Origin of the sequence: Streptomyces sp. CAU 1734 (assembly GCF_039888735.1) — a bacterium.
Classification (GTDB): Bacteria; Actinomycetota; Actinomycetes; order Streptomycetales; family Streptomycetaceae; genus Streptomyces.
This window is the reverse complement of record NZ_JBDQQP010000001.1, coordinates 689,470-711,599: the sequence shown is the minus strand read 5'-3', so window position 1 is coordinate 711,599 and position 22,130 is coordinate 689,470. Positions and strand designations below refer to the sequence as shown.

24 protein-coding genes and 1 riboswitch are annotated in these 22,130 nt (G+C 69.3%); of the genes, 12 read left to right on the top strand and 12 right to left on the bottom strand.

The features are described from left to right. The first annotated feature begins 11 nt into the window (after nt 1-11). The gene (locus tag AAFN69_RS02975) at nt 12-830 is read left to right on the top strand and encodes a hypothetical protein (protein ID WP_347726621.1); all 819 of its coding nucleotides are present in this window, start codon (nt 12-14) and stop codon (nt 828-830) included. A 163-nt stretch (nt 831-993) separates the two neighbouring features. Here AAFN69_RS02975 and thiC read toward each other — a convergent pair whose 3' ends face one another. Continuing rightward, the gene (gene thiC / locus AAFN69_RS02970; protein ID WP_347726620.1) at nt 994-2,772 is read right to left on the bottom strand and encodes a phosphomethylpyrimidine synthase ThiC; all 1,779 of its coding nucleotides are present in this window, start codon (nt 2,770-2,772) and stop codon (nt 994-996) included. After that, a riboswitch (TPP riboswitch) is annotated at nt 2,765-2,923 on the bottom strand. (Overlaps the previous gene by 8 nt.) Nucleotides 2,924-3,268: 345 nt before the next feature. Between thiC and AAFN69_RS02965 the strand changes: the two genes are divergently transcribed. Next, the gene (locus AAFN69_RS02965; RefSeq protein WP_347726781.1) at nt 3,269-4,723 is read left to right on the top strand and encodes a YibE/F family protein; all 1,455 of its coding nucleotides are present in this window, start codon (nt 3,269-3,271) and stop codon (nt 4,721-4,723) included. 87 nt (nt 4,724-4,810) lie between these two features. Here the strand turns inward: AAFN69_RS02965 and AAFN69_RS02960 are convergent, their stop codons facing one another. The 4 genes from AAFN69_RS02960 to AAFN69_RS02945 form a co-directional block, all read right to left on the bottom strand. Further along, nucleotides 4,811-5,251 (bottom strand): SsgA family sporulation/cell division regulator, encoded by a 441-nt coding sequence (locus AAFN69_RS02960; RefSeq protein WP_347726619.1) that lies wholly within the window; start codon nt 5,249-5,251, stop codon nt 4,811-4,813. 120 nt (nt 5,252-5,371) lie between these two features. Next, complete coding sequence (locus AAFN69_RS02955; RefSeq protein ID WP_347726618.1) at nt 5,372-6,097, bottom strand: IclR family transcriptional regulator C-terminal domain-containing protein; 726 nt, start codon at nt 6,095-6,097, stop codon at nt 5,372-5,374. 236 nt (nt 6,098-6,333) lie between these two features. Further along, nucleotides 6,334-6,546 carry a DUF5326 family protein gene (locus AAFN69_RS02950; protein WP_347726617.1) on the bottom strand — a complete coding sequence of 71 codons (213 nt, stop codon included), beginning with the start codon at nt 6,544-6,546 and terminating at the stop codon, nt 6,334-6,336. 213 nt (nt 6,547-6,759) lie between these two features. Then, nucleotides 6,760-7,077 carry a cupin domain-containing protein gene (locus tag AAFN69_RS02945; RefSeq protein WP_347726616.1) on the bottom strand — a complete coding sequence of 106 codons (318 nt, stop codon included), beginning with the start codon at nt 7,075-7,077 and terminating at the stop codon, nt 6,760-6,762. 51 nt (nt 7,078-7,128) lie between these two features. On the opposite strand from AAFN69_RS02945, the gene AAFN69_RS02940 reads away from it, so the two are divergent. The 6 genes from AAFN69_RS02940 to AAFN69_RS02915 all read left to right on the top strand — a co-directional run bounded on the left by AAFN69_RS02940 (nt 7,129) and on the right by AAFN69_RS02915 (nt 11,820). Then, nucleotides 7,129-7,506: a phage holin family protein gene (locus AAFN69_RS02940; protein ID WP_347726615.1), complete on the top strand. Its 378-nt coding sequence runs from the start codon at nt 7,129-7,131 to the stop codon at nt 7,504-7,506. A 9-nt stretch (nt 7,507-7,515) separates the two neighbouring features. Continuing rightward, entirely contained in the window at nt 7,516-8,649 is a 1,134-nt protein-coding gene (locus tag AAFN69_RS02935) for a cystathionine gamma-lyase (protein WP_347726614.1), read from the top strand. Nucleotides 8,650-8,854: 205 nt separating this feature from the next. Further along, nucleotides 8,855-9,745, top strand: coding sequence for a LysR family transcriptional regulator (locus AAFN69_RS02930; protein WP_347726613.1), 891 nt, complete (start codon nt 8,855-8,857; stop codon nt 9,743-9,745). 52 nt (nt 9,746-9,797) lie between these two features. Beyond that, nucleotides 9,798-10,277, top strand: coding sequence for an NUDIX hydrolase (locus AAFN69_RS02925; protein ID WP_347726612.1), 480 nt, complete (start codon nt 9,798-9,800; stop codon nt 10,275-10,277). Between the two features lie 135 nt (nt 10,278-10,412). Further along, a complete protein-coding gene (locus AAFN69_RS02920) occupies nt 10,413-11,270 on the top strand; it encodes a GNAT family N-acetyltransferase (RefSeq protein ID WP_347726611.1) in 858 nt (285 codons plus the stop codon). An 85-nt stretch (nt 11,271-11,355) separates the two neighbouring features. Then, nucleotides 11,356-11,820, top strand: coding sequence for a MarR family transcriptional regulator (locus AAFN69_RS02915; protein ID WP_347726610.1), 465 nt, complete (start codon nt 11,356-11,358; stop codon nt 11,818-11,820). Nucleotides 11,821-11,881: 61 nt separating this feature from the next. Here the strand turns inward: AAFN69_RS02915 and AAFN69_RS02910 are convergent, their stop codons facing one another. The 3 genes from AAFN69_RS02910 to dnaB all read right to left on the bottom strand — a co-directional run bounded on the left by AAFN69_RS02910 (nt 11,882) and on the right by dnaB (nt 15,400). Beyond that, complete coding sequence (locus tag AAFN69_RS02910) at nt 11,882-13,264, bottom strand: serine hydrolase domain-containing protein (protein ID WP_347726609.1); 1,383 nt, start codon at nt 13,262-13,264, stop codon at nt 11,882-11,884. A gap of 201 nt (nt 13,265-13,465) precedes the next feature. Continuing rightward, nucleotides 13,466-13,681, bottom strand: coding sequence for a DUF6243 family protein (locus AAFN69_RS02905; protein ID WP_347726608.1), 216 nt, complete (start codon nt 13,679-13,681; stop codon nt 13,466-13,468). Between the two features lie 237 nt (nt 13,682-13,918). Then, nucleotides 13,919-15,400: a replicative DNA helicase gene (gene dnaB / locus AAFN69_RS02900; RefSeq protein ID WP_347726607.1), complete on the bottom strand. Its 1,482-nt coding sequence runs from the start codon at nt 15,398-15,400 to the stop codon at nt 13,919-13,921. Nucleotides 15,401-15,826: 426 nt separating this feature from the next. On the opposite strand from dnaB, the gene AAFN69_RS02895 reads away from it, so the two are divergent. Continuing rightward, on the top strand, nt 15,827-17,164 hold the full coding sequence (locus AAFN69_RS02895) for an MATE family efflux transporter (protein WP_347726606.1): 1,338 nt from the start codon (nt 15,827-15,829) through the stop codon (nt 17,162-17,164). Between the two features lie 145 nt (nt 17,165-17,309). On the opposite strand, the gene rplI is transcribed toward AAFN69_RS02895, so the two are convergent. The 4 genes from rplI to rpsF all read right to left on the bottom strand — a co-directional run bounded on the left by rplI (nt 17,310) and on the right by rpsF (nt 19,028). After that, the gene (rplI, locus tag AAFN69_RS02890) at nt 17,310-17,756 is read right to left on the bottom strand and encodes a 50S ribosomal protein L9 (protein WP_347726605.1); all 447 of its coding nucleotides are present in this window, start codon (nt 17,754-17,756) and stop codon (nt 17,310-17,312) included. A 16-nt stretch (nt 17,757-17,772) separates the two neighbouring features. Next, a complete protein-coding gene (rpsR, locus tag AAFN69_RS02885; RefSeq protein ID WP_003956534.1) occupies nt 17,773-18,009 on the bottom strand; it encodes a 30S ribosomal protein S18 in 237 nt (78 codons plus the stop codon). Nucleotides 18,010-18,067: 58 nt separating this feature from the next. After that, nucleotides 18,068-18,664: a single-stranded DNA-binding protein gene (locus AAFN69_RS02880; RefSeq protein ID WP_347726604.1), complete on the bottom strand. Its 597-nt coding sequence runs from the start codon at nt 18,662-18,664 to the stop codon at nt 18,068-18,070. A 73-nt stretch (nt 18,665-18,737) separates the two neighbouring features. Further along, nucleotides 18,738-19,028 (bottom strand): 30S ribosomal protein S6, encoded by a 291-nt coding sequence (gene rpsF / locus AAFN69_RS02875; RefSeq protein ID WP_006604399.1) that lies wholly within the window; start codon nt 19,026-19,028, stop codon nt 18,738-18,740. Between the two features lie 278 nt (nt 19,029-19,306). Here rpsF and AAFN69_RS02870 point away from each other — a divergent pair, with 278 nt between their 5' ends. The 3 genes from AAFN69_RS02870 to AAFN69_RS02860 all read left to right on the top strand — a co-directional run bounded on the left by AAFN69_RS02870 (nt 19,307) and on the right by AAFN69_RS02860 (nt 22,114). Next, nucleotides 19,307-19,615 (top strand): hypothetical protein, encoded by a 309-nt coding sequence (locus AAFN69_RS02870; protein ID WP_347726603.1) that lies wholly within the window; start codon nt 19,307-19,309, stop codon nt 19,613-19,615. 190 nt (nt 19,616-19,805) lie between these two features. Beyond that, a complete protein-coding gene (locus AAFN69_RS02865) occupies nt 19,806-20,924 on the top strand; it encodes a peptidoglycan bridge formation glycyltransferase FemA/FemB family protein (RefSeq protein ID WP_347726602.1) in 1,119 nt (372 codons plus the stop codon). 158 nt (nt 20,925-21,082) lie between these two features. Continuing rightward, nucleotides 21,083-22,114, top strand: a complete 1,032-nt coding sequence (locus AAFN69_RS02860; protein WP_347726601.1) for an alanine racemase — start codon at nt 21,083-21,085, stop codon at nt 22,112-22,114. Nucleotides 22,115-22,130 lie beyond the last annotated feature (16 nt).

The following is a 22,130-nucleotide window of genomic DNA, read 5'->3' as shown; positions in this document are numbered from 1 at the left end:
AGCATCGGGGGATGCAGATGACAAGCGCTCCGCACCTGCTGACCGAGGATCGCGCCGAATTCGAGCGACTCCTCGACGAGGTACTGCGCGACGCCCATGACCGGCCTGATCTCTCCGCCATCGGACAGCGGCTGAACGCGGCACAGCTGCGCACCATGGCCCTGAACAGAACGGCGCTGATCAGCACGGCCGCCGCGGCCGAGTACGAGCACTACACCGCCATCCGCGCGGAGATGCGCTCCTCGGCGGGTGGGCGCGACGGCTCCGCGGCCTCCTCCGGCGGCCCCGTCCAGGACGGCGGCGCGGGGCTCTCCGCCGTGGTGACCGTCCTCGCGCCGGTGCTCGCCGGCACGGCAGCGCTGATCTTCCTGCTCATCGGCTATCTGCTGGGCATGCTCGATCCCGCTCCCTCCTTCGCCAGGACCATGGTGGCCGCGGGGTGGTTCTTCGCCGGGGCGATGGCGGTCGCCATCCTCTTCGCGGCGGTGGCGCTGCTGATCACCGCCATGCGCAACAGCTCCACCCAGCTGCCGGCCGGGGAGCGCCCGGGAGAGCTCCCCGACGAGGTGGCCCGCGCCAAGGACGCCTGGCGGCATGCGCTGCTGGAGCGCGGCATTCTGCCGTTCCTCCAGGCCGCCCTCGCGGACCCCAGCGCCGTCCCCGAGTCCGGCGCGGCGCCGCACAGGGCGAGCCGGCTCCCCAAGGTCGGCTACAGCGGCCCGGACTTCACCGGGCCCAATGAGAGCCCGTCCCCGGCGCAGCGGCCCACCTTCACCAGTCCCGACTTCACCGGCCCCGATTTCGGGGGCCCCGAGCACCGGCCGGAGTGAGCCCCCGGCCGGAAGCGCACCCCGCCGGGAGCGACCCCCGGCCCCCGGCCGGGAGTGGTCACCCGGGCCGGGTGACCACTCCCGATGAGCCGGCGCCCTCGCCCGGCACCGGACCACGGCCTCGGGGTCGTGGTCGGGGCACGGCCTCCGGGTGCCGCGTCGCTCAATCCGCCAGCGGCAGATAGACCCGGTTCCCCGTCTCCGCGAACTCCCTGGACTTCTCCGCCATCCCCTCCTCGATCTCCTGTTCCGTCTGCCCGTGCCGGCGCCGGATGTCCTGCGAGATCTTCATGCTGCAGAACTTCGGCCCGCACATGGAGCAGAAATGCGCGGTCTTCGCGGGCTCGGCCGGCAGCGTCTCGTCGTGGAACTCCCGCGCGGTGTCCGGATCGAGGGCCAGATTGAACTGGTCCTCCCACCGGAACTCGAACCGCGCGTCCGACAGCGCGTCGTCCCACTCCTGGGCGCCCGGATGCCCCTTGGCCAGATCGGCCGCGTGAGCGGCGATCTTGTAGGTGATGACCCCGGTCTTCACATCGTCCCGGTTCGGCAGGCCGAGGTGCTCCTTGGGCGTGACGTAGCAGAGCATCGCCGTGCCCCACCAGGCGATCATGGCTGCCCCGATACCGGAGGTGATGTGGTCGTACGCGGGCGCCACATCAGTGGTGAGCGGACCGAGGGTGTAGAAAGGAGCCTCTTCGCAGATCTCCTGCTGAAGGTCGATGTTCTCTTTGATCTTGTGCATCGGGACGTGACCGGGGCCCTCGATCATCGTCTGCACCTGAAAACGCTTGGCGATGCGGTTGAGTTCCCCGAGCGTGTTCAACTCGGCGAACTGCGCCTCGTCATTGGCGTCCGCGATCGAGCCCGGCCGCAGCCCGTCCCCGAGCGAGTAGGTCACGTCGTACGCCGCGAGGATCTCGCACAGTTCCTCGAAGTTCTCGTACAGGAACGATTCCTTGTGGTGGGCCAGACACCACGCGGCCATGATGGAACCGCCGCGCGAGACGATTCCGGTCTTGCGGCGCGCGGTGAGCGGGACGTACCGCAGGAGCACCCCGGCGTGGACGGTCATATAGTCCACACCCTGCTCGGCCTGCTCGATCACGGTGTCCTTGTAGATCTCCCAGGTGAGCTCCTCGGCCTTCCCGTCGACCTTCTCCAGCGCCTGGTAGAGCGGCACGGTGCCGATCGGGACGGGGGAGTTGCGCAGCACCCACTCCCGTGTGGTGTGGATGTTGCGGCCGGTCGAGAGGTCCATGACGGTGTCCGCGCCCCAGCGCGTGGCCCAGGTCATCTTCTCGACCTCCTCCTCGATCGAGGAGGTGACGGCGGAGTTCCCGATGTTGGCGTTGACCTTCACCAGGAACCGCTTGCCGATGATCATCGGCTCGATCTCGGGGTGGTTCACATTGGCGGGCAGCACCGCCCGGCCGGCCGCGATCTCCTCGCGGACCACCTCGGGGGAGACGTTCTCCCTGATGGCCACGTACTCCATCTCCGGGGTGATCTCGCCCCGGCGGGCGTAGGCAAGCTGGGTCACCGCCCGCCCGTCCCGGCCCCGGCGGGGCTGTCGCGGGCGGCCCGGGAAGACCGCGTCGAGGTTCTTCAGCCCGCCGCGCGGCGAGGTGTGCTTGAGCCCGTCGTCCTCGGGGCGGACCGGGCGGCCCGCGTACTCCTCGGTGTCGCCCCGGGCGATGATCCAGCCCTCCCGAAGCGGTGCCAGGCCCCGGCGGACATCCGTCGGGACCGACGGGTCGGTGTATGGGCCGGATGTGTCGTACAGCGTCACATCCGTGCCATTGGTGAGGTGCACCTGGCGGACCGGCACCCGGAGGTCGGGGCGTGAGCCCTCGACATACCCCTTGTGCCAGCCCGGCTCGCGCGTGCCGTCCGCGACGACTGGTACGACGGCAGGCGTGCGTGCATCCTGAACGGTCATCAGACCTACTCCCTACGCCGGCATTACCCGGTAACAGGTTCGGCGGTCGGCGCAGCGATGTCCGAAGCCGTCGTGCCGGCGTCGCCGGAACGGCTTGTACGGAGGTCAGCGCCCTCTCAGCCCGGTGCTCCGAGCTCCCGCGTGTGCAAAAGGTGTCACCACGCTAGCGTCATTTCTGGCGCGCTGAACAGAGGCCCCCCGCCGTTCTTGCGATGATCGGTCGGTGACCTCTTCGCCGCCCGGCCCGCCGCAAGGGCCCGACCACCAGCAGCCACCCGGCCCGCCACGGCAGCGGCCGTGGCCCGGGACGGCACCCGAAGCACCCGGCCGGGAGCCGGAACACGGCCATCCGCCCGGGTACGAGTACGGGGCCGGGCACCATCCGGCACCGGAGCACGGGCAGGCGTACGACCAGGACTTCGAGCCGGCGCGCGAGCCCCTGAGGGCCGCCCCCGGGGCGGACTCCGGACGCTCCTTCGCGCCCGCCGGCGGTGTCGTGCCCGAACCCGCCCCGGCACCCGCCGGCGGAACCGGCCCGCCCCCGGGTCACGGGCACGGCGGACATGGGCACGGCAGCCACGGCGGGCATGGGCACAGTCACAGCCATGGCCCGGCCGCTCCGGTCTCCCGCCATCTGCGGAGGGTGATCGCCGCCGTGCTGATTCCTTTCGCCACGGCGGTCGTGGTCGGCCTCATGGTGCTCTGGCCGAGCAGCGCACCCGGCCATGAACGCACCGGAGTGGGCTTCGACCGGCAGACCGAGCAGGCCGAGGTGGTCCGGGTCGACAAGGTCGACTGCGACTCGGTGAACGCCGGCGTGCCGCCGGCCGAGAAACCCGCCACGCCCCAGGCCCGCGCCGCGGCCGAGGCCCGCAAGGGCACATGCGGCAAGGCGACCATCAAGATCACCACCGGGGAGAACAAGGGCCGCACCTTCACCGAGATCGTGCAGCCCGCTTCGTCACGGAAGCTGGAGAAGGGCCAGGGGGTGGTGGCGGGTTACGCCCCCGACGCCCCCAAGGGGCTCCAGTACTCGGTGATCGATGTGGACCGCACGATTCCGATGGCGCTGCTGGCCGGGATCTTCGCCCTGGCGGTGGTTCTGGTGGGGCGGATGCGGGGGGTGATGGCGCTGATCGCGCTCGCCGTCTCCTTCGGGGTGCTGACGTTCTTCATCCTTCCCGCGATTCTGGCGGGCTCCAATCCGCTGATCGTCGCGGTGGTGGGGGCCAGCGCGATCATGCTGATCGCGCTCTACATGTGCCATGGGCTGACGGCCCGCACCTCGGTGGCGGTGCTCGGCACCCTGATCTCCCTGCTGCTGATCGGGGTGCTGGGTTCGCTCTTCATCGGCTGGGCGCATCTGACCGGCAACACCGACGACAACACCGGGCTGATCCACGGCCTCTACCCCCAGATCGACATGAGCGGTCTGCTGCTCGCGGGGGTGATCATCGGCTCGCTCGGCGTGCTCGACGATGTGACCGTGACCCAGACCTCGGCGGTGTGGGAACTGCACCAGGCCGACCCGGCCATGGGCCCCCGGGGGCTGTACCGGGCCGGTATCCGGATCGGACGCGACCACATCGCGTCGGTGGTCAACACCCTGGTCCTGGCGTACGCGGGCGCGGCCCTGCCACTGCTGCTGCTCTTCTCCATCGCACAGAGCAGTGTGGGGACGGTGGCCAACAGCGAACTGGTCGCGGAGGAGATCGTCCGCACTCTCGTCGGGTCGATCGGCCTGGTCGCCTCGGTGCCGGTGACGACGGTGCTCGCGGCCCTGGTGGTCTCCGCCGACCGTCCGTCCGGCGGTGCCGCGGAGCGCGGTGCGCCGGTAACCGTGCGTGGCGGGGGTACGGGCCGGTCCGTACCCCCCGAGCAGTCCGGCGGGACGCCGGGGCGCGGCGCGCTGCCGGGGCTCGGTGGCAGGGGCCGGCGCCGGAAGAAGTAGGCGCGGCCGGTCCCCGTGCGGGGTCCTTCGCCGGTGCCGGCACCCTCGGGCGCCGGTGGCCGTACCGCTGTCGCATGCGCTCCGGCTTCAGCCCGCGTTCTCCCCCGCTTCGGCGAGGATGCCCTTGAGCGCCTTGTCGAGATCGGCCTCGAAATCGCCGAAGGCCCGCTCCTCGCCCAGGGGCACCAGCTTGTCGGTCCGGTCGAGGAAGGCCACGATCGGTGCCGCGCTCACCAGGAACAACGCACTGTCACCGCCCACCTGGAGCTGGATCCCGATGTCGGACAGCTCCTCCGGCTCGGTCGGGGCAATGTGGACATCGCCGTCCCCGCTGGGCGAGAGGATCCCGTCCAGCAGCAGATCCCGGCTGAACGCCCAGGTAACGGGAGCGTCCCCGGGCAAATGAAAGGTCATCCGCACGGCGTACGGATCTCCCGTCTCGTATCGGAGCTCCACCGGGATCCGGAACGAGAGCTCCTCGGATACAAGGAAACTCATCAAGACCTCGGCCTGGACCGACTCGCGCATCGTGTACCCCGCAGTGGATGAAGCCCGCTGAAAGTATGCCGAAAACGGCCAGGAATGATCCCCCTGGCCCTCTTGCCGTAATCGTGCTGTACGCGCTAGAGGACTACAAGGAGTGATTTTTCAGATACTGATAGAGAACGCGAGCGAGTTCAGCAGCCCGCCCACTCCGGTGCGTAGTTGCTCGATCGCTGGGAGCAGTCGTTCCTCCTGGTGGAGAGGTAGAGAAATGGCCATCGCGGCGGCGGTGGATCCGGCGGTGATGGGGATGGCGGCGCAGACAGTGCCGAGGGCGTATTCCTGGCGCTCCACGACGGGCTGCATCCGCCCGGTGGCGGTGAGCCGCTCGCTCAGCGCATGCCGGTCCCGCACGGAGTAGGGCGTCACCGGCTGGACGGGGTGGCGGTCGAGATGGTCGCCCCGGGCCCGGTCGTCGAGCTGGCTGAGCAGACACTGGCCGAGCGCGTGGGCGTGGCCGGTCTCGCGGAAGTTGGCCCACTCCGCGACGGCGGGCGCATAGGGGGTGTCGGCGATGGCGACGAGGTCGATCTCGCCCTCGCGGTAGAGCGCGAAGTAGACCGGTACGCCGAGAGCGTCCCGCCAGTGCTTCAGGGTCTCCTCAAGTCTGCTGCGACGATTCTGCACCGACCCGCCGACAGCGAGCCGGCCGACCGCGCCGCCGAGGACGAACACCCCTCTCTCCCGGCGCAGATAGTCCTCATGGGTCAGTGTGCGCAGCAGATGGTAGGCCGTGGGGAGTTGAATCCCCGCTTCCCTGGCCAGCTGTTTGGCCGGAGCCCCGTCCGCGTGGGAGGCGGCGGCCTCCAGCAGTCGCAGGGCTCGCTGCACCGAGCCGATCAGGGTTGGGCCAGTGGCGCTCGGACCTGTGGCCAAAGGTCACCCCCAGGCATGGTGACGGGCGACGCGCCCGCCCGCGGGGGCCGCCCCCGCGTGCCCGCAGCCCGGGATCTCCCGAGAGCCCGGGGCCCTGGCGGCGGCTTGTCACTGTAATGGCCGCCCATGGGGTGCCCGGCGGGGTTGGCCGGGGGTTCCCCCGCCCGGGTTAACAGCCGTACCGGCAGTGGCTACCAGTCGCCCCGCGAGGAGGACGAGGAGGTGAACTTCCGTACGAGGAAGACGAGTCCGGCGATGAGGGCGACAGCGGCCAAGAGCTTGAAGAGCACCCCGATCACAAAGGTGACGACGCTGGCGATCACACCACCGAACACCGCCAGGGCGATGACGGGAAGCACGATCCACTTCACCCACCACGGCATAACGGTGAATATCTTGCGCACGGACATCGTCCTGCCTCGATTCGCTCAACCGCCGGCTTCCGCCGGCTCCGGCCCGGTCCCACCGGCTCCCGGACGGTTCCGGTGCCGTGCCTTCGATGCTAGGCGGGCGGGATCGTGAAAAGGGGGCCGTGATCCCTTGGTCTCCCCTGATCGAACCCCTAGGGAGTGCCGGCGGGGAGACCGGTACGGCAGGTGGAGAAGCGGGCCGCCCGCTCAGCCCTCGGGCGGAGAGAAGACCACCATCACCCGCAGGTCCTCGGTGATGTGGTGGAACTTGTGCGGCACCCCGGCCGGTACATAGACGACGCTGCCCCGGCCGACCTGGGTGGTCTCCATGCCGACCGTGATCGCGGCCCGGCCGCTGACGACGAAGTAGATCTCGTCCTGGCTGTGCGGCAGCTGCGGATCCAGCTCTCCCGCGTCGAGCGCGTAGAGACCCGCGGACATGTTCCGCTCGCGCAGGAACTGCAGATACGCACCGTCGTTCGCGATCCGCTCCGCCTCCAGCTCATCCAGCCGGAATGCCTTCATTGTCTGTCCGCCCCTGCCGTAGCCCGGATCATGTCTGTCACGATCAGACCCATGATGAATTTTCTGGTCAAGACGCTTGCCAACGCGGGGGCCCTGGCGGTGGCCATCTGGCTGATCGCGGGCATCACCCTCACCGGTGACAGTACCGGCGGGAAAGCTCTGGCCCTAGTGGTGGTCGCCCTGCTCTTCGGCCTGGTCAACTTTGTCGTCAAGCCCGTGGTCCAGCTGGTGACCCTGCCACTGTTCATCCTCACCCTGGGGCTGATCACGCTGGTCGTCAACGCACTGATGCTGTTGCTGACGTCCTGGCTCGCCGACCGGCTCGGTCTGGACTTCCATGTCGACGGATTCTGGACCGCCGTACTCGGCGGCCTGGTCATCTCCGTCGTCTCCTGGGCGCTGAATGTCGCCCTGCCCGACAAGAACTGAGCACACTCCATGAACAGCACGACAGCCATGGGGGACGGCACCCGCGCGGTACGGGCGGGGCTCCCCGAGCCGGTGAAGTACGAGCCGACCCTGCCGGGCCCGGTCTTCGCGGCCCATTTCCATCTGCCGGGCGAGCCGACCGGCCCGTACACCTACGGCCGGGACTCCAACCCGACCTGGACCGGGCTGGAGCGGGCCATCGGGGAGCTGGAGGCTCCGGGCGAGGAGGTGGAGACCCTGGTCTTCGCCTCCGGCATGGCGGCGATCTCCGCGGTGCTCTTCTCGCAGCTGCGCACGGGCGACGCGGTGGTGCTGCCGAGCGACGGCTATCAGGCGCTGCCGCTGGTCCGGGCGCAGCTGGAGTCCTATGGCATCGAGGTCAGAACGGCTCCGACCGGCGGTGACGCGCAGCTCTCCGTACTGGCCGGCGCGCGGCTGCTGTGGATCGAGACACCGTCCAATCCGGGGCTCGACGTGGCCGATGTCCGGCGGCTGGTGGCCGCCGCCCATGCGGCGGGCGCGCTGGTCGCCGTGGACAACACCCTGGCGACACCGCTCGGGCAGCGCCCGCTGGAGCTGGGGGCGGACTTCTCGGTGGCCAGTGACACCAAGGGCATGACGGGTCATGGGGATCTGCTGCTGGGGCATGTGACCTGCCGCGACGCGGAGCTCGCCGCGGGAGTCCGGCAGTGGCGCAAGATCGTCGGGGCTATCCCGGGCCCCATGGAGGCATGGCTCGCGCACCGTTCGCTGGCCACTCTCCAGCTGCGGATCGACCGGCAGTGCGCCAACGCGCTGGCGGTGGCGCGGGCGCTGGGCGAACGCCGGGAGGTGTCGGGGGTGCGCTATCCGGGCCTGGCGTCGGATCCCTCGCATACCGTCGCCACTCGGCAGATGCGCCGTTACGGAGGGGTGGTCTCCTTCACCCTGCCGGACCGGGAGCACGCCGAGCGGTTCCTGGACGCACTGCGGCTGGTGGACGACGCCACGAGTTTCGGCGGGGTCCGCTCCTCAGCGGAGCGGCGCGGGCGCTGGGGCGGGGACGCGGTGCCGGAGGGTTTCATCCGCTTCTCCGCGGGCGCGGAGGACACGGACGACCTGGTCGCGGATGTCCTGCGGGCACTGGACGAATCAGCCGGATAGCACCGGCCGGCGGACGCATGCACTGGTGAGCGGCCCGAGCCTCCCCCCTCATGGCTCGGACCGCCCCGGTTCATCCCCCCGGAGAACCGCGCGACCCAGGCTAGTTGACTCTGCGTCAGTGTCCAATCACAGTAGCGACAGCAACCTATCGACTTATTTATAGTTGTCCGGTCCGTGGACATATTCGGCTCGGAAGGGGCTCGGCATGGATCTGGCCCTGTTGCGCACATTCGTCACCGTGCACCGAGCCGGCTCCTTCACCCGGGCCGCGGCCCTGCTCGGGCTCTCCCAGCCCGCGGTCACCGGGCAGATACGCACCCTGGAGCGACAGCTGGGGCGGCCCCTGTTCCTGCGACAGGCCCGCGGTGTCACACCGACCACCATCGGAGACGAGCTGGCGCACCGGGCGGCACCGCATCTGGATGCCCTGGTCGAGATCGCCGAGTCGGGTCTCGACGACGAATCGGGGGTACGCACCCTCCATCTCGCCGGACTCCCCGAATTCACCGCTCTCCGCGCGCTGCCCGCCCTCACCCCGCTGATCTCACAGGGGCTGGCGCTGCGGGCCTCGTTCGGCAATGCCGAGGAGACCCTGGAGGGGCTGGCCGCGGGGCACCATGATCTGGCCATCACCACCGCCCGCCCGCGCGGCGGCCTGCTGACCTCGACTCCGCTCTGCGACGAGGAACACGTCCTGGTCGCCTCCCCGCGCTGGGCCGCCCGGCTGGGCCCCGATGTGCTGCGCGGCGGCCATGTGCTGCTGGAACAGCTTCCCGTGGTCGAGGTCCATGAATCCCTGCCCCTGGTCTCGCGCTACTGGTCCGCCGTCTTCGATTCCCGGCCGGCCGCCACCGGTGCCGTTATCGCCCCCGACCTGCGGGCGGTACTGGAATCCGCGGCCTCGGGAGCGGGGCTGGCCGTCCTTCCCCGTTATCTCTGCGCCGACGCGCTCGAACGCGGAGACCTGGTGGCCCTGCTCGACCCCCCGGTCCCCCCGCTGCGCACCTATTTCCTGGTCGTCAGGACCGGCACTCTCTCCCTGCCGCATATCGCCCGGGCCCATGAGTGGCTGCTGCGAGCGGCGGCCGACTGGTGACCCCAGGAACATCGGGAGTTTCAGAACGCGCGGTACGGGCCATTTTCTAGCCATGACCGAACGTCCCGTGGTCAAGCGCACCGCACGTGCCATCCTGCTCGATGGCGACGATCTCATCCTGATCAAGCGCACCAAACCGGGTGTCGACCCCTACTGGCTGACACCGGGAGGCGGTGTCGAGCCGGAGGACACCACGGTCATCGACGCCCTGCACCGCGAGGTGGACGAGGAACTCGGCGCCAAGATCCTCGATGTGGTCCCCTGCTTCGTCGACACCGTCGAGCACATCGCGGAGCACGGCGTGACCGGCGTGAAGGTGCAGCACTTCTTCGTCTGCCGGCTGGAGTCCATGGACCCCCGCCGCCGGCACGGCCCCGAAATCGACGAGCCGTGCGGTGAGTACGAGATCGTTCGCGTCCCCTTCAGCCGGATGGGCATCGCGGCGGTACATCTCGTACCGCTCTCACTGCGGCACTATCTGGACGGCAATATCGAGGGCATCCGCGCCCTGCACGCACCCGACCTCGGCTGACCGCGGCTCGCTCCCGGACCTGCGGTGTTTCACGTGAAACCACGCCGTTTCACGTGAAACCGGACCAGTGGACTCACCAGCCGGATTCCACAAAGCACTGGACGGACGATCACCGCGTCGGCAAGCCTGATCCCCATGCCCACACCACTCCCCGAACTGCCCATTCGCCTCCTCACCAGGGATGACCTCAGCGCGTGCGCCGATCTCTCGGAGAGCCGGGGGTGGCATCGGGAGGAACACAAGTGGGGCCTGCTGCTGGCGGCGGGCACCGGATACGGCATCGACAGCCCGGCGGGCAAAGGACTGGCGGCCGTCTGCGTGGTGACCTCGTACGGCCGCGAGCTCGCCGCCCTCGGCATGATGCTGGTGGCCGAGGAGTACGCCCGCCGGGGCCTCGGACGGCGGATGATGCGCCAGGTCCTGACCGAGGCCGGGGACACCCCGATGTCGCTGTACGCCACCCGCTTCGGCCGGCCGCTCTACGAAGGGCTCGGCTTCACCTCGACAGGCCGGGCCGAGATGGTCCGCGGCAGCCTCCGGCCACCGGATCCGGGAGCCGGTACATCGGCGATCCGACCGGCCACCGCGGAGGACCTTCCGGCGATCATCCGGCTGGACACCGAGGTCTTCGGCGCCGACCGGACACATGTCCTCACCCGGCTGCCCGCCTTCGCGGACCACATCCGCGTGGCGGAGGAGAACGGCGAACTCACCGGGTACGCGGCAGCCTGGCCCAATACGGACAGCCAGGTGATCGGGCCGCTCATCGCACGGGACTCCGGGACCGCCCAGGCACTGATCACCGCACTGGCGGCGGGCACGGACCGCCCGCTCCGGACCGATATCGACATCCGGCACCGGGAGTTGCTGGCCTGGGTCAAGGAACACGGCATGGAGACCATCGCCGTCACGGAGATGATGATTCACTCCGCCGACGATTTCCCGGGCGACTGGCGGCGCCGCTTCGCCCCGCTCACCGTCGCCGCCGGCTGACCCGCGCGAAGTGCTTGCACACGCGGGATATCGCGGATGTCGCCTACCCTGAGGGCGCGCCATCGAGACCGAGGGAGAACACCGGATGACCGCGCCCGATCCCGCATTCACCACCCTCTCCCACGGCTGGTGCGCCCTCTCCCTGCTGCACGGGAGGACCGAGACGCACATCGGGCGCGCCCTGGAGACCGGGCACGGGCTGAGCGTCCGGGAGTTCTCCCTGCTGGAGGTTCTCTCCCACCAGCACAACGGCCCCGGCGGTCATCTCCAGATGAAGCAGGTCGCCGAGGCCGTGGCCCTCAGCCAGAGCGCGACCACCCGACTGGTCACCCGGCTGGAGGATCGCGGCCTGCTCCGCCGCCATCTCTGCGACACCGACCGCCGGGGCATCTACACGGATGTGACCGAGAGCGGCACGGCTCTTCTCGCCGAGGCGCGGCCCACTCATGACACGGCACTGCGCGAAGCTCTCGACGACGCCGCGCTCAACCCCGCTCTCGCGCCCCTGGTCCGTACGGTCGAGAAGCTCCGGGTACCCGCGGCCTCCTGAAGCCGTGCCGCAGGCCGACCTGGCCGCCACGGATCCCGTTTCACGTGAAACATCCCCGGGATCAGCCCGGCAGCCCGCGCCACCCCTGCGGGTCGACGCCTCCGGGCACTCCCGCATCCGGCTCATAGGGCTCCCGGGTGAACACGAACGACGCCAGATCCAGATGCAGGACAGAACCGTCCGCCCGGCGCACCACCCGCAGGGTCTCCCCCGCGTAGTAGCCGTCCAGCCCGGTCCAGGTCCCGTCCTCCTCGGCGACGAAACGCGCACCCCGGCCGGCACCCCGCAATGGCTGAAGCTCCAGCCCACGCTCGGGCAGCAGTCGCACCCCGAAGGCGTACGTTCCCCAGTACCAGGGCCCGGTGAGCGCCAAGAGCTCCTGATCGACCGCTGAAAGCGGCTTCCAGGGCTCCGGAATGCGTGGCTCGGCCTCCGCCACGATTCCCACGAGTTCGGCCGCCACGACGGCGCTGAGCGGCCCCGACGTGGCATTGGCCAGCGCGGCGGCGGCGATGCCGTCCTCCACACTCACCCAGAGCCCGGCGAGAAAGCCGGGAAGTGAGCCTCCGTGGCCCACAAGGGTGCGGCCGTTCACCCGCAGGATCTGCATCCCCAGCCCATAGGTGCTCTCCGACTCGCCGTTCTCGGCGGGAGCGGCCGGCGTGCGCATCTCCCGCAGGGACGAGACGCTCAGCACGCGGTTGTCCCCTGTGGCGAGAAAGGCGCCGAACCGGCAGAGATCGGCGACGGTGGACCACAGCTGTCCGGCCGGGGCCATCAGCCCGAGATCCTCCATGGGCTCCGGCAGCAGCGCATCGGCCCACGGGTGAACCGCCCACCCATCGGCATACGGGGCCTCCGGGCGGGCACTCGTGCGGTTCAGCGAGAGCGGCTCAAGGATCTCCTGCCGCAGCACCTCCTCCCAGGAGGCTCCGCGCACCGCCGCGACCAGCGAACCGAGCAGGGTGTAACCGGTGTTGGAGTAGTGGTGGCGCCGCCCGGGAGGGTGCATCCGCGTCTGCCCGCCGAGCACATCGGCGAGCTCCGGGCGGAGTGACCCGGGCGTGCGCTCCCACCAGGGAGCCGGACTCTCGGCGCTCAGCCCCGCGCTGTGAGCGAGCAGCTGAGCGATGGTCGCGTGCCCCGCGTCCGTCCCCGGAAGATGCTTCTCCAGCGGGTCCTGGAGATCGAGCAGTCCTTCGTCCCGCAGCCGCATCACCAGGACCGCCGTGAAGGTCTTGGTGATCGACCCGATCCGGTACTGCGTGTCGGCGGACTCTCCCCGCCCGCCGGCGGCGGAGCGGACAGCCGTCCACACCGGATACCCGTCCCGCGCCACCCCCGCGGCGAATGACGGCGCCCGCCCGTCCGACTGAGCGACGGCGATGCGATGAAGCAGGGCCCGCTCCGTGGCGGGAAGAAGGGGAATCAGAGCTGAGGTCATGATCCCAGTCCTATCGGCCCAGCCTCCCCCGGTCGACCGAGTAACCCGGCATTACGCCCCTCGCGGAACCATCTCTCCGGCCCTTCACCCCGGACGGCGGGGCCGAGCCGCACCGCGGCCGGCGGCCGACACAGCAGGGCCCGGACCGCGTGTCGCGGTCCGGGCCCTGCGCCGTCCGGTGCCGCCTGCGGCGGCTGTGTGTCAGTCCTGTGCGGAGTCGTCGTCCGCCTGCGCGGTGTCCCCGGCGGCGCCCGCCTTCTCGCGCATCTTGCGTACCAGCTCCGCCTTCTGGTCGGCCGCGCCCTGGCGGTCGAGGTTGCGGTGCGGGCCGTTGTTCTGCCGCTCGGCGCGGGACAGCTTCTTGCGCTGGCCGCCGCCCATGCCCACGGGGTTGTTGATGTTCTTGCTCACGGTCACGGGCTCTCCCGGTAGTGATGTGAAGTGGTCTGCGGATTCTTCGGTGGGGACGGGCGGCGGCGTCGAAGGACGCCGTCAGGAGCCCATCAGGCTCTCACTCGTGAATCGGCACCTGGAAGAACATGACAAAGACGTTACCCGGTCCGGCCGGCCCCGCACACCAGCCCTTTCGCCGGCCCGGCGCCGGGCCGGCCCTCGGCGGGCGCCCCCGGCCGGCCGATTTCCCGCGCGAACGGCTCAGGTCTGGGCCATGTCCACAAAGCGCGAGTAGTGGCCCTGGAAGGCCACGGTGATCGTCGCCGTGGGGCCGTTTCGGTGCTTGGCGACGATCAGGTCGGCCTCACCGGCACGGGGGGACTCCTTCTCATAGGCGTCCTCGCGGTGGAGCAGAATCACCATGTCGGCGTCCTGCTCGATCGATCCGGATTCACGCAGGTCGGAGACCATCGGCTTCTTGTCGGTGCGCTGCTCGGGGCCACGGTTCAGCTGCGAGAGCGCGATGACCGGGAGCTCCAGCTCCTTCGCCAGAAGCTTCAGGTTTCGCGACATGTCCGATACCTCCTGCTGACGGCTCTCGGCGCGCTTCGAGCCGCCGGACTGCATCAGCTGGAGATAGTCGATCACGACGAGCTTCAGATTGTTGCGCTGCTTCAGCCGCCGGCACTTGGCCCGGATCTCCATCATCGAGAGGTTCGGGGAGTCGTCGATGTAGAGCGGCGCCTGGGACACATCCGGCATCCTGCGCGCCAGCCGGGTCCAGTCCTCGTCCGTCATCGTGCCGGAGCGCATGTGGTGCAGCGCCACCCGCGCCTCGGCGGAGAGCAGACGCATCGCGATCTCGTTCCGCCCCATTTCGAGGGAGAAGATCACACTGGGCAGATTGTTCTTGATGGAGCAGGCCCGGGCGAAGTCCAGGGCGAGGGTGGACTTGCCCATCGCGGGACGGGCCGCGATGACGATCATCTGACCCGGATGGAGACCGTTGGTCAGGGAGTCGAAGTCGGTGAAGCCGGTGGGCACTCCGGTCATCTCGCCGCTGCGCGAGCCGATCGCCTCGATCTCGTCGAGCGCGCCCTCCATGATGTCGCCGAGCGGGAGGTAGTCCTCGCTGGTGCGCTGCTCGGTGACCGCGTAGATCTCGGCCTGGGCGGAGTTGACGATCTCGTCGACATCGCCGTCCGCCGCGTATCCCATCTGTGTGATCTTGGTCCCGGCCTCGACCAGCCGGCGCAGCACCGCGCGCTCGTGGACGATTTCCGCGTAGTACGAGGCATTGGCCGCGGTGGGTACCGACTGGACCAGGGTGTGGAGATAGGGAGCCCCGCCGACCCGGGTGATCTCGCCGCGCTTGACCAGTTCGGCGGCGACGGTGATGGGGTCGGCCGGCTCACCCTTGGCGTACAGGTCGAGAATGGCCGTATAGACCGTCTCATGGGCGGGCCGGTAGAAATCGTGGCCCTTGATGATCTCCACGACATCGGCGATGGCGTCCTTGGAGAGGAGCATGCCGCCGAGTACGGACTGTTCGGCGTCGAGATCCTGCGGTGGGACCCGCTCGAAACCGGTGCCGCCGTCCCAGCCGTCCGAGTCCCTGCCGCGCTCGTGCTGGTCCTCGCGGCCGGAGCCCCGGTGATCACTGCGCCGGCGGGAGGCGGGGAGGCGATCCCCAGGGCCGCTTTCGGCCGCCCACGGGTCGTCCAAGGGCTCGGAAATACTCACCCGGGCCACCTCCTCCCGTCCGCTCAGCGGACCTCGCCGTGCGCTCTCTTTCTACGTCACGGCACCGACAAATCGAGTGGCCCGACTCCACTTCCGGCGCGTCGGGCGACGGTCCACGGTAGGCCCCTCCGCACCGTCAGCCAATCTGGTTATCCACAGGCCATGTGGATGAGTGACCAGATGCTGTGGAGAACCCGGCAGAACCTGTGCACGGACCGGGGGACAGCACTGTGGACAAAGTCGCATTTCTGCGCACACCCATGTCCTGACCTGCACCTTTTCCATCCACCGGCTGTGGGGGAGAAAAACTTTCCCAACCGGCTCAAGATCAGGACGAACAGCCTGCGGCCGAGTCGTCACAGAGCAGAAATGTAAGAGGCCCTGCTGCATTGCATCTCTTACCTGTGGAAGATTACATTTGAGCCCATGACTCAGGCCCCGGAGACACCGAAGGCAGTGCGGCGACGCCACGACCGCGAGATCATCGCGCTCGCCGTACCCGCGTTCGGAGCACTGGTCGCCGAGCCGCTCTTCGTGATGGTCGACAGTGCGGTTGTCGGCCATCTCGGCACCGCCCAGCTGGCCGGGCTCGCCATCGCCGCGGCCCTGCTGATGACGGCCGTGAGCGTCTTCGTCTTCCTCGCCTATGCCACCACAGCCGCCGTCGCCCGCGCTGTCGGCGCGGGCGATCTCGCCGCCGCGATCCGCCAGGGAATGGACGGAATCTGGCTGGCGATTTTCCTCGGCGCCCTCGTGGTCGCCGGCACCCTGCCCGGCGCTCCCTGGCTGGTGGATCTCTTCGGGGGCTCCGAGACCGCCGCCCCGTACGCCATCACCTATCTGCGCATCTCCAGTATCGGCATCCCCGCGATGCTGGTGGTGCTCGCCGCGACCGGAGTGCTCCGCGGACTCCAGGACACCCGGACCCCGCTCTATGTCGCCATCGGGGGATTCACCGCGAACGCCGGGCTCAATGTGGGGCTGGTCTATGGCGCCGGGTGGGGAATCGCGGGCTCCGCCTGGGGCACCGTGATCGCTCAGTACGGTATGGCCGCCGTCTATCTCTTCGTGGTGGTGCGCGGGGCCCGCCAGCACAGAGCCTCACTGCGTCCGGACGCCGCCGGCATCCGGGCCAGCGCACGGGCCGGTGTCCCGCTGCTGGTCCGCACTCTCTCCCTGCGGGCCGTACTCATGATCGCGACCGCTGTCGCGGCCCGGCTGGGCGACACCAATGTCGCCGCCCACCAGGTGGCGCTCTCCCTGTGGAGCCTGATGGCCTTCGCCCTCGACGCCATCGCCATCGCCGGACAGGCGATCATCGGCCGCCATCTGGGTGCCGGCGACGCCCGGGGTGCCCGCCAGGTGTGCCGCCGCATGGTGCAGTGGGGCATCGTTTCCGGGATCGTGCTCGGCGCTCTCATCATCCTTCTGCGCCCGCTCTACATTCCGCTCTTCAGCAGCGATCCGGCGGTCCACGACACCCTGCTCCCCGCGCTGCTGGTGATCGCCGTCTCCCAGCCCATCGCCGGTGTGGTCTTCGTCCTCGACGGTGTACTCATGGGGGCGGGCGACGGCACCTATCTGGCCTGGGCCATGCTGGCGACGCTGGCGGTCTTCGCCCCGGTCGCGCTGCTGATCCCCCACTTCGGCGGCGGACTCACCGCTCTGTGGTGGGCGATGACGCTGATGATGACCGTCCGCCTGGTGACTCTGTGGTGGCGCACCCGTTCCGGCCGCTGGATCGTCCTCGGCGCCGCCCACTGAGCCCGTCCCCGTACAGTCACCGTTTCACGTGAAACATCGGACGGAGAAAGCACGGAGAAAGCTCGGACGGAGAAAGCGAAGACGGCAGCGAAAAGGGCCGCACCCCAGGGTGCGGCCCTCTCCACAGTCAGTCGATTCGCTGCACTCAGGCGGCGATGACCTCAACGCCGAACTTCGCGGCAACCTCGGGGTGCAGACGCACGGACACCTGGTGCGAGCCCAGGGTCTTGATCGGCGAACCGAGCTCCACGCGGCGCTTGTCGACCTCCGGGCCACCGGCAGCCTTGATCGCCGTGGCGATGTCGGCCTGGGTGACGGAGCCGAAGAGGCGGCCGGCGTCGCCGGAGCGAACGGCCAGGCGCACCTTCACGGCCTCGAGCTTGGCCTTGACCTCATTGGCCTGCTCGATGGTCGCGATCTCGTGGATCTTGCGGGCGCGGCGGATCTGCGCCACGTCCTTCTCGCCACCCTTGGTCCAGCGAATGGCGAAGCCACGCGGAACCAGGTAGTTGCGAGCGTAGCCGTCCTTGACGTCAACGACGTCTCCGGCCGTACCGAGGCCGGTGACCTCGTGGGTGAGGATGATCTTCATGATGTGGTCCCCTCCCTTAGCGCGCGGTGGACGTGTAGGGCAGCAGCGCCATCTCACGGCTGTTCTTCACGGCCGTGGCGACGTCACGCTGGTGCTGCGTGCAGTTGCCGGTAACGCGGCGGGCACGGATCTTGCCGCGGTCGGAAATGAACTTCCGCAGCATGTTCGTGTCCTTGTAGTCCACGTACACGGTCTTGTCCTTGCAGAATGCGCAGACCTTTTTCTTGGGCTTGCGCACAGGCGGCTTCGCCATGGTGTTTCTCCTGTGTGATCAAGAAGTGGGGGTACGAGCTTCCCCGGGGGAGTGATCCCTAGAAGGGGGGCTCGTCCGAGTAGCCGCCGCCGCCGGAACCGCCGGAGCTTCCGCCCCAGCTCCCGCCGACCTGCTGCGGCTGACCGCCGCCGGACGGAGCACTGGTGGCCCACGGGTCGTCGGCGGGAGCACCGCCGCCGCCCGGCTGGCCGCCACCGGGGCCGCCGCCCCAGTTGCCGCCGCCACCCTGCTGCTGACCGCCGCCGCCGTAGCCGCCCTGGCCACCGCGACCGGTGGTCTTGGTGACCTTGGCCGTGGCGTTCTTGAGACTGGGGCCGACTTCCTCGACGTCCAGCTCGTAGACCGTGCGCTTGACGCCCTCGCGGTCGTCGTAGGACCGCTGCTTCAAACGGCCCTGCACGACGACGCGCATACCGCGCGTCAGCGACTCTGCGACGTTCTCCGCCGCCTGACGCCAGACCGAGCAGGTCAGGAAGAGGCTTTCGCCGTCCTTCCACTCATTGGTCTGACGGTCGAAGGTGCGGGGAGTGGACGCGACACGGAACTTCGCGACCGCCGCACCGGACGGGGTGAAGCGCAGCTCGGGGTCGTCGACCAAGTTGCCGACGACCGTGATGACGGTCTCGCCTGCCATGGGTGAACCTCTCGGCGGGATTGCTTCTGGCTGCTTGCTGCTACTCGAACCCGATGACCTCTGAGCGGGAAGCTCAGTGGGTCTCGGGACGGAGGACCTTGGTCCGGAGGACCGACTCGTTCAGGTTCATCTGGCGGTCGAGCTCCTTGACAACCGCAGGCTCGGCCTGCAGGTCGATGACCGAGTAGATGCCCTCGGGCTTCTTCTTGATCTCGTAAGAGAGACGACGGCGTCCCCAGGTGTCGACCTTCTCCACCTTTCCGTTGCCCTCACGGACGACGGAGAGGAAGTTCTCGATCAGGGGGGAGACAGCGCGCTCCTCCAGATCGGGGTCGAGGATGACCATCACTTCGTAGTGACGCATGTGGAACCCACCTCCTTTGGACTCAGCGGCCACGGTCGTTCCGTGGCAGGAGGGTCGTGATGCGTGAGCAGCGGTGTCCGGAACCCGTGGCCCGCGGCCGATCCCGACAATCGTCGATGATCGGCTTTCTGGCCTGGGCAGACACCGGTGCAGACCGTCCAGAGTACCTGTTCAGGTGCGTCCGGTTGAAATCCGGTGGCCAGGGGCCGCAATCTGTATGCATCGGGTGCGCGCGGAGCCGCCGGGCGCCGCGCTCCGGCAACGCCAGGAGGTGCCAGATGGCACAGGCAGCGCGACGTCAGACCTCCCTCTTCGCCACGGACGGCAAGCCTCACCCCCTCCAGGACACCCTGGTCGCGGTGACGCTGGTACTGGGCCTTCTCGCCTTTGTCTCGTCGATGTTCCACAATCTGCATCTGCTCAGCTCGTGGGCGGGCCTCGTGGGGATCCTCACCGGTGGATACGGACAGTTCATCTCCGTCACCACCCGCGAGCGAACCGCGCTGATCGTCGGGCTCGGCGCCTCCGCCATCGGCTTCTTCCTGGGGATGGCGCACGGCGGACTCTTCGGCGGCGTCATCGGCTGACGGCCGCGAACCGGCTCCCCGGCCGCCCGCCCCGAGTGCCTCCGGCGGGCGGCCGGAGGCCGCCCGGACGGCCTCCGGGGCCGGTCCGGGGACCTGCGGCCATGTGGGGTGCTCCAGCTGTTCAGTAGGCTTCGGCGCGAGAGCCGGAGCCCCTGACCCATGGGGACACACCTGCCGAGGAGCGCCCCGCATGAGCCTGACCCTGAGGACCATCAGCCGAGAGCAGCATCTGGCTTACCTCCAGTCCCTGCCATCGGCAAGCCACTGCCAGGTCCCGGCGTGGGCTGATGTGAAGACGGAATGGCGCTCCGAGAACCTCGGCTGGTTCGACAGAGAGGGCCGGCTGGTCGGCGTCGGGCTGGTGCTGTACCGGCAGTTGCCCAAGATCAAGCGGTATCTCGCCTATCTTCCCGAGGGCCCGGTCATCAACTGGTACGCCCCCAATCTGGACGACTGGCTCCAGCCGATGCTCGCCCATCTCAAGCAGCAGGGCGCGTTCTCCGTGAAGATGGGCCCGCCGGTGGTCATCCGCCGCTGGGACGCCCCCGCGATCAAGTCCGGCATCCAGGACCCGGATGTGAAGCGGCTGCGGGATGTCGAGGCCAGCCACATCGAGCCGCGCGCCTTCGAGGTGGCCGACCGGCTGCGGAAGATGGGCTGGCAGCAGGGCGAGGACGGCGGTGCCGGCTTCGGCGACGTCCAGCCGCGGTACGTCTACCAGGTGCCGCTGGCCAACCGCTCGCTCGACGATGTCCTCAAGGGCTTCAACCAGCTCTGGCGGCGGAACATCAAGAAGGCCGAGAAGGCCGGCGTCGAGGTCGTCCAGGGCGGCTACCACGATCTGGAGGAGTGGCAGCGGCTCTACGAGATCACCGCGATCCGGGACCGTTTCCGGCCGCGCCCGCTCTCGTACTTCCAGCGCATGTGGACGGTGCTCAACACCGAGGACCCCAACCGGATGCGGCTGTACTTCGCCCGGCACAACGGTGTGAACCTGTCCGCGGCGACCATGCTCGTCGTCGGCGGACACGTCTGGTACTCCTACGGCGCCTCCGACAACATCGGCCGGGAGGTCCGGCCGTCGAACGCGATGCAGTGGCGGATGCTGCGCGACGCCTACGCGATGGGCGCCACCGTCTACGACCTGCGCGGCATCAGCGACTCCCTGGACGAGACGGACCACCTCTTCGGTCTGATCCAGTTCAAGGTGGGCACGGGCGGCGAGGCGGTCGAGTACGTCGGCGAGTGGGACTTCCCGCTGAACAAGCTGCTGCACAAGGCGCTCGACATGTATATGTCGCGCCGCTGACCGGGGCCGCGCCCGCTGGGGCGGGGCGGGCGCTTCCGGCGCCGTCCGCGCCCACGACGTAACCTCGTAGATCCCGCCGGGTCCCGACTCTCGCCGGTCCCGCGGGCACGCGCACCAATCTGACACCTCGCAGCCACCAGAAAGGTCCCGGGCCGGCCATGGCGCTCTCCCTGTACGTCGACACCACGCGCTGGCGGGCGCACCAGAAATCCGTGATCGACCAGTTCCCCGGACTCGTACCGGTCTGCAAGGGGAACGGCTACGGCTTCGGCCACGAGCGGCTGTCCGACGAGGCGTCCCGCTTCGGCTCCGACATGCTGGCCGTGGGCACCACCTACGAGGCCGCCCGGATCAAGGACTGGTTCAGCGGCGATCTTCTGGTCCTCACCCCCTTCCGCCGGGGCGAGGAGCCCGTGCCGCTGCCCGACCGGGTCATCCGGTCCGTCTCCTCCGTCGACGGGGTGCATGCGCTGGTCGGCGCCCGTGTCGTCATCGAGTGCATGAGCTCGATGAAGCGCCACGGTGTTCTGGAGCAGGAGCTGCCGCAGCTGACCGGGGCCATCGAGGACGTCCGGCTGGAGGGGTTCGCGCTGCATCTGCCGCTGGACCGCACGGACGGCTCCGACGCGGTCGAGGAGGTCATAGGGTGGATGGACCGGCTGCGGGCCGCCCGGCTGCCCCTGCACACGATGTTCGTCAGCCATCTGAAGGCCGCTGAACAGGCCCGGCTCCAGCAGCAGTTCCCGCAGACCCGGTTCCGGGCCCGGATCGGGACCCGGCTGTGGCTGGGCGACCACGACTCGACCGAGTACCGGGGCTCCGTCCTCGATGTGACCAGGGTGGCCAAGGGCGACCGCTTCGGCTACCGCCAGCAGAAGGCCGCCTCGGACGGCTGGCTGGTCGTGGTCGCCGGCGGCACCTCGCACGGAGTGGGCCTGGAGGCCCCGAAGGCGCTGCACGGAGTCATGCCGCGGGCCAAGGGGGTCGCGCGCGCGGGGCTGGCGACCGTGAACCGGAATCTCTCGCCGTTCGTCTGGGCCGGCAAGCAGCGCTGGTTCGCCGAGCCGCCGCACATGCAGGTGTCGATCCTCTTCGTGCCGTCGGACGCGCAGGAGCCCCGGGTGGGGGATGAGCTGGTGGCACATCTGCGCCACACCACGACGCAGTTCGACCGCCTGGTCGACCGCTAGAGAGCCCGGACCCGAA

What these genes read in the sequence shown, in the direction of transcription:
- AAFN69_RS02975 (WP_347726621.1), top strand. Translation starts at nt 12, where the DNA reads ATGCAGATGACAAGCGCTCCGCACCTGCTGACCGAGGATCGCGCCGAA.
- thiC (WP_347726620.1), bottom strand. Translation starts at nt 2,772, where the DNA reads ATGACCGTTCAGGATGCACGCACGCCTGCCGTCGTACCAGTCGTCGCG.
- AAFN69_RS02960 (WP_347726619.1), bottom strand. Translation starts at nt 5,251, where the DNA reads ATGCGCGAGTCGGTCCAGGCCGAGGTCTTGATGAGTTTCCTTGTATCC.
- AAFN69_RS02945 (WP_347726616.1), bottom strand. Translation starts at nt 7,077, where the DNA reads ATGAAGGCATTCCGGCTGGATGAGCTGGAGGCGGAGCGGATCGCGAAC.
- AAFN69_RS02940 (WP_347726615.1), top strand. Translation starts at nt 7,129, where the DNA reads ATGATGAATTTTCTGGTCAAGACGCTTGCCAACGCGGGGGCCCTGGCG.
- AAFN69_RS02935 (WP_347726614.1), top strand. Translation starts at nt 7,516, where the DNA reads ATGAACAGCACGACAGCCATGGGGGACGGCACCCGCGCGGTACGGGCG.
- AAFN69_RS02930 (WP_347726613.1), top strand. Translation starts at nt 8,855, where the DNA reads ATGGATCTGGCCCTGTTGCGCACATTCGTCACCGTGCACCGAGCCGGC.
- AAFN69_RS02925 (WP_347726612.1), top strand. Translation starts at nt 9,798, where the DNA reads ATGACCGAACGTCCCGTGGTCAAGCGCACCGCACGTGCCATCCTGCTC.
- AAFN69_RS02920 (WP_347726611.1), top strand. Translation starts at nt 10,413, where the DNA reads ATGCCCACACCACTCCCCGAACTGCCCATTCGCCTCCTCACCAGGGAT.
- AAFN69_RS02915 (WP_347726610.1), top strand. Translation starts at nt 11,356, where the DNA reads ATGACCGCGCCCGATCCCGCATTCACCACCCTCTCCCACGGCTGGTGC.
- AAFN69_RS02910 (WP_347726609.1), bottom strand. Translation starts at nt 13,264, where the DNA reads ATGACCTCAGCTCTGATTCCCCTTCTTCCCGCCACGGAGCGGGCCCTG.
- AAFN69_RS02895 (WP_347726606.1), top strand. Translation starts at nt 15,827, where the DNA reads ATGACTCAGGCCCCGGAGACACCGAAGGCAGTGCGGCGACGCCACGAC.
- rplI (WP_347726605.1), bottom strand. Translation starts at nt 17,756, where the DNA reads ATGAAGATCATCCTCACCCACGAGGTCACCGGCCTCGGTACGGCCGGA.
- rpsR (WP_003956534.1), bottom strand. Translation starts at nt 18,009, where the DNA reads ATGGCGAAGCCGCCTGTGCGCAAGCCCAAGAAAAAGGTCTGCGCATTC.
- AAFN69_RS02880 (WP_347726604.1), bottom strand. Translation starts at nt 18,664, where the DNA reads ATGGCAGGCGAGACCGTCATCACGGTCGTCGGCAACTTGGTCGACGAC.
- rpsF (WP_006604399.1), bottom strand. Translation starts at nt 19,028, where the DNA reads ATGCGTCACTACGAAGTGATGGTCATCCTCGACCCCGATCTGGAGGAG.
- AAFN69_RS02870 (WP_347726603.1), top strand. Translation starts at nt 19,307, where the DNA reads ATGGCACAGGCAGCGCGACGTCAGACCTCCCTCTTCGCCACGGACGGC.
- AAFN69_RS02865 (WP_347726602.1), top strand. Translation starts at nt 19,806, where the DNA reads ATGAGCCTGACCCTGAGGACCATCAGCCGAGAGCAGCATCTGGCTTAC.
- AAFN69_RS02860 (WP_347726601.1), top strand. Translation starts at nt 21,083, where the DNA reads ATGGCGCTCTCCCTGTACGTCGACACCACGCGCTGGCGGGCGCACCAG.